Genomic DNA, 329 nt, shown 5'->3' with positions numbered 1-329 from the left:
CGAGGGGCACCTGGTGCGCGACCCGGCGCTGCTGCGCCATCATGCGATGGCGGTGGTGCGGAGCATCGCGAACTGCGACGTCAGCCCGCACGACGGCAGCGGCCCGCAGGCGCTCCTGCTGGGCATCCTGTTCGGCGCGGACAGCCATATGCCCAATATGGCCGTCGAAGACTTCCTGAAAACATACAGCAAGGCCGGGATCACCAAGGCCGTGCAGGCCGAGGGACTGCCTGAACAGGCCACGGGCAAGCTCATGCGTGCGGCGCTCATGAACCATGTTGGCGAAGGTGGGCACTGGGTACCCGATGCGGCGGGCTTTGCCACGGCGC

At 67.5% G+C, this 329-nt stretch carries 1 pseudogene; it reads left to right on the top strand.

Annotated features, from left to right (window positions below):
• Positions 1-329: pseudogene (locus tag DY926_RS16510) on the top strand (ParB/RepB/Spo0J family partition protein); the annotation flags it as partial.

The organism is Komagataeibacter melaceti, assembly GCF_003403295.1.
Taxonomy (GTDB): Bacteria; Pseudomonadota; Alphaproteobacteria; order Acetobacterales; family Acetobacteraceae; genus Komagataeibacter; species Komagataeibacter melaceti.
Note: the sequence above shows the minus strand (reverse complement) of the source record. Positions and strands in the feature narration are given on the sequence as shown.